Source organism: Streptomyces xingningensis, from assembly GCF_054957865.1.
Genome location: NZ_JBDJPF010000132.1, coordinates 1 through 4,406, shown reverse-complemented (window position 1 = coordinate 4,406; position 4,406 = coordinate 1). Strand labels below are relative to the sequence as shown.

Genomic DNA, 4,406 nt, shown 5'->3' with positions numbered 1-4,406 from the left:
CCTTTTGGGGGGCCGACATCGGCGGGTGGTCAGGGCATAGTCGCGGCCCCCCGACACTGGGCCCATGGGCGGCGGCACCCGGTTTCCCGGGTGCCGCCGCCCTTGGGCGTTCTGGTGCCGCTCGGCTCAGTAGGCCGAGTTGACGTTGTCCATCGAGCCGTAGATCTTGGCCGCGTAGTTGCAGGCGGCGGTGATGTTGGCGACCGGGTTGTAGATGTCCCAGGAGGTGCCCTCGACGTGGTACGCCTGGAAGGTCGGGTCGATCACCTGCAGCAGGCCCTTGGAAGGGATGCCGGCCGCGGCGTTGGAGTCCCAGTTGTTGATCGCCTGGGGGTTGCCCGTGGACTCGCGCATGATGTTGCGGTAGATGCCGTCGTAGGAGCCCGGGATGTTGTGGGCCTTCATGATGTCGAGGGACTCCCGGATCCAGCCGTCCAGGTTGTCGGCGTAGGCCGGGGCGGCCGGGGCGGCCGGGGCGGCCTGGGCGGCGGGGGCGGCCTGGACCGGCTTGCGGACCTCGGAACGGCTTGCGGCCTCCTTGCCGGCCCGCTCCTTGTCGGCCTTGGCCTTCGCCTCGGCCGTCTTCTTGGCCTGGGCGTCCGCCTGCGCCTGCTTGGTGGCGGTGTCCGCCTGCTTGGCCAGCTCGCGCTGCTGCTCCTCGGTGCCGAAGGTCTTGGCGTTCCAGGCGACCGGCTTCACGGAGATCGCCTGGGCGTCGCTCTCGGCGGAGGCGCCCGGGACGACGGCGAATGCCAGTGCGGCGACACCTGCCGCGGCGATGCCTGCGGCGGAGAGCGTGTGGACCTTGGTGAGACGGCTATAGCCGGAGATGGAGCGCATAACTGTGCTGAACCTCTTCCAATCGCTTGAGTCGCAGTGGCCCGATTTCGGCGCAAAAGAAGCGCCGCTTCTCGTTCACGGCGCCCTGCGGCTGAGCAATTGTTAGCGGCTGCAAAAAGCTGTGGCAAAGGTGTGACGTACTATCCCGCATCGTTGCGGAGGGGGTCGGCGAGCAGGCCCGGAACGCTTCCGCTGCCTGCTCACCGCCCTCCTTATGGCGCCCTTACCCGGCCACTAGCCAGGGTCGTAGGTGATTTGCGTCCTATGCGCGGGCTCACACCGAGACCCCTCCGGGCTCGCTCAGCGTGACCGCGCCGGTGCCCTGGGCGTACCCCGGGCTCAGACCTCGACCAGCACCTGGTCGAGGCTCTTGCGGAGCAGGTCCGGAACCTCACAGTCCGCGGCCGGGTAGCCCACCGGGATCACCGCGAAGGCCTTCTCGTTCGCCGGCCGCCCCAGCACCTCGGACAGGAACCGCATCGGGCTCGGCGTGTGCACCAGCGCCGCCAGCCCCGACAGATGCAGCGCGGACAGCAGCATCCCGACCGCGATGCCCACCGACTCGTCCACGTAGTAGTGCTTGCGCTTGTCGCCGTCGGCGCCGAGCCAGTAGCGCTGCCGGAAAACCACGATCAGCGCCGGCGCGTCCGTCAGATGCGGCTTCACCTCGTCCGTACCCAGTGGCCGCAGGGCCGCCAGCCACTCCTCACCGAGCCGGCCCGCATAGGAGAGGCGCTCCTCTTCCTCCGCCGCCGCACGGATGCGGACGCGCACCCCCGGGTCCTTCACCAGGACGAACGTCCACGGCTGCTGGTGCGCCCCGGACGGCGCGGTGGCCGCGCACGCGATCGCGTCCCGCACCACCTGCTCCGGCACCGGGTCGGTGGAGAACTGGCGCACGGTCCGCCGCCGGCCCATCCGCGACCGCAGCTCGGCGGCGCGGGCGAGGGACTCCTCGGCGGGCATCCGCTCCGGGCGGTAGGGGACCGGACGGTAGGGACCGCCATGGGTGGGTGTCCACTGCGTTGGTATAGACATGGCCGGAGTCTTCCCGGACCACCTGCCTTCAGACCCCCCGACCGCGAGCCCTCGGTCCTAGGTCACAGGGCGCAAGCACCCACCACCGAGGTCCGATACCCCCGCGATCACCGCTGGGTACGGTGAAGCCATGACCAATGGCCCACGCTCCGGACTGGCCGCCGTGAGCACCGCGATCCTCGCCATGAGCCGGCATCTCGAGGTGCGCGACGTACTCCAGACCATCGTCGTCTCCGCCCGCGAACTGCTCGGCGCCACCTATGCCGCGCTCGGCGTCCCGGACGACCACGGCGGCTTCGCCCAGTTCGTCGTCGACGGCGTCAGCGACGAGCAGTGGAAGGCCATCGGCCCGCTGCCCCGCCAGCACGGCATCCTCGCCGCGATGCTCGAGGACGCCGCCCCGCAGCGCCTCGCCGACGTCCGCCAGGACCCCCGCTTCGGGGGCTGGCCCAAGGCCCACCCCGATATGTGCGACTTCATCGGCATGCCGGTCGCCGACGGCGACGAGATCCTCGCGGTGCTGTTCCTCGCCAACAAGACCGTGCCCCGGGCCGGGTTCACCACCGAGGACGAGGAACTGCTCGGCATGATCGCCCAGCATGCCGCCATCGCCCTCACCAACGCCCGCCTCTATGAACGCAGCCGCGAGCTGACCATCGCGGGAGAGCGGGCCCGGCTCGCCCATGAGCTGCACGACGCCGTCTCCCAGAAGCTCTTCTCCCTGCGGCTCACCGCCCAGGCCGCCACCGCACTGGTCGACCGGGACCCCACCCGGGCCAAGGACGAGCTGCACGAGGTCGCCCGCCTCGCCGCCGAGGCGGCCGACGAGCTGCGGGCCGCCGTGGTGGAGCTGCGCCCCGCCGGACTGGACGAGGACGGACTGGTCGCCACCCTGAGCACCCAGATCAAGGTGCTCGACCGGGCCCATGCCGCGCGCGTCACCTTCGCCGCGCACGCCATGCGGGCCCTGCCGGCCGCCCAGGAGGAGGCCCTGCTGCGCGTCGCACAGGAAGCCCTGCACAACGCCCTGCGCCACTCCGGTGCCCGGCATGTCGAGGTCACCCTCTCCCGGGTGGGCCAGGGCGCCGCCCTGCGGGTCGCCGACGACGGAACCGGCTTCGACCCCTCCGCCGTCCGGCGTGCCGGGCGGCACCTGGGGCTGGTGTCGATGCGGGACCGGGCCAATGGCGTCGGCGGCACATTGACCGTAGTTTCGGAGCCCGGCGCGGGCACCGCGATCGAGATGGAGGTGCCCGGTGGCTGAGGACCGTGCAATCAAGGTGCTGCTGGTGGACGATCACCAGGTGGTCCGCAGGGGCCTGCGCACCTTTCTGGAGGTCCAGGACGACATCGAGGTGGTCGGCGAGGCCGCGGACGGCGCCGAGGGCGTCGCCCGGGCCGAGGAGCTGAACCCCGACATCATCCTCATGGACGTGAAGATGCCCGGCACCGACGGCATCGAGGCCCTGCGCCGGCTGCGCGCGCTGGACAGCCCCGCCCGGGTGCTGGTCGTCACCAGCTTCACCGAACAGCGCACCGTGATCCCGGCCCTGCGGGCCGGAGCCGCGGGCTATGTCTACAAGGACGTGGACCCCGAGGCCCTCGCCGGAGCCATCAGGTCCGTGTACGCCGGGCATGTGCTGCTCCAGCCCGAGGTCGCCGACGCCCTGCTGGCCCAGGAGGACACCGGAGGCGGCCAGGGCCGGGGCAACGCGCTCACCGAGCGGGAACGCGAGGTACTGGCCCTGATCGCGGACGGCCGCTCCAACCGGGAGATCGCCAGGGCCCTCGTCCTGTCGGAGAAGACCGTCAAGACCCATGTCTCCAACATCCTGATGAAGCTCGACCTCGCCGACCGGACGCAGGCGGCCCTGTGGGCCGTGCGCCATGGGATCGGCGCCTGAGCCCGGCGGTTGCGGAACGTCGCGTTCTGATCAGAGATTCATGCGGTCGTGTGATTGTCCGCATGACCCAGAAACCCGACCGGCGATGGCCCGTTCTCCATGGCGTAACCGCGGCGGCTGGCCGTGGCAACGTTTCAGGAAGGTCAGAAGAAGAGTGAAGAACATCAAGAAGGCCGCTGCCGTCACCCTCGCCGTCGGCGGCCTCGCCCTCGCCGGTGCCGGTGTCGCCTCCGCGCACCAGGCCGACGGCGAGGCGCACAACTCGCCCGGCGTCGTCTCCGGCAACGTCATCCAGGTTCCGGTCGACGTGCCCGTGAACGTTTGCGGCGACACCATCAACGTGGTCGGCGCGCTGAACCCGTCGCACGGCAACATCTGCGTCAACGAGTAGAACGGCGCCGGGCTCACTCGCCCGGCCGGTCGGCCCCCCGCCCCCCGGGCCGACGTACCGGGGGGGGCAAAAGGCCCCATGAGGGCAAACACCCCCCGGGGGCGGGGCTGCTTGGGGGGGGGGGGTTTTATTTTGGGGGGGGGGGGCGCGGGTTTTTGGTGTTGGTCCCTTCCGTGGGGGCGCCCCCCCCTGGGGGGGGGGGGGGGGGGGGCCGGGGGGGCTCAGCAGGTCCA

General features: G+C 71.0%; 5 protein-coding genes. 3 read left to right on the top strand and 2 right to left on the bottom strand.

Annotation, left to right across the window (positions count from 1 at the left end):
* Positions 1-126 precede the first annotated feature (126 nt).
* Positions 127-840, bottom strand: a complete 714-nt coding sequence (locus ABCR83_RS32240; protein WP_462698812.1) for a transglycosylase SLT domain-containing protein — start codon at positions 838-840, stop codon at positions 127-129.
* A 339-nt stretch (positions 841-1,179) separates the two neighbouring features.
* On the bottom strand, positions 1,180-1,878 hold the full coding sequence (locus ABCR83_RS32235; RefSeq protein ID WP_462698811.1) for a nitroreductase family protein: 699 nt from the start codon (positions 1,876-1,878) through the stop codon (positions 1,180-1,182).
* Positions 1,879-2,008: 130 nt separating this feature from the next.
* On the opposite strand from ABCR83_RS32235, the gene ABCR83_RS32230 reads away from it, so the two are divergent.
* The 3 genes from ABCR83_RS32230 (at position 2,009) to ABCR83_RS32220 (ending at position 4,173) form a co-directional block, all read left to right on the top strand.
* Positions 2,009-3,142, top strand: a complete 1,134-nt coding sequence (locus ABCR83_RS32230) for a GAF domain-containing sensor histidine kinase (RefSeq protein ID WP_462698810.1) — start codon at positions 2,009-2,011, stop codon at positions 3,140-3,142.
* The gene (locus tag ABCR83_RS32225; protein WP_462698809.1) at positions 3,135-3,782 is read left to right on the top strand and encodes a response regulator; all 648 of its coding nucleotides are present in this window, start codon (positions 3,135-3,137) and stop codon (positions 3,780-3,782) included. Before ABCR83_RS32230 ends, ABCR83_RS32225 begins: the two co-directional genes overlap by 8 nt.
* Positions 3,783-3,936: 154 nt before the next feature.
* Positions 3,937-4,173 (top strand): chaplin, encoded by a 237-nt coding sequence (locus ABCR83_RS32220; RefSeq protein ID WP_462698808.1) that lies wholly within the window; start codon positions 3,937-3,939, stop codon positions 4,171-4,173.
* The last annotated feature ends 233 nt before the right edge of the window (positions 4,174-4,406 follow it).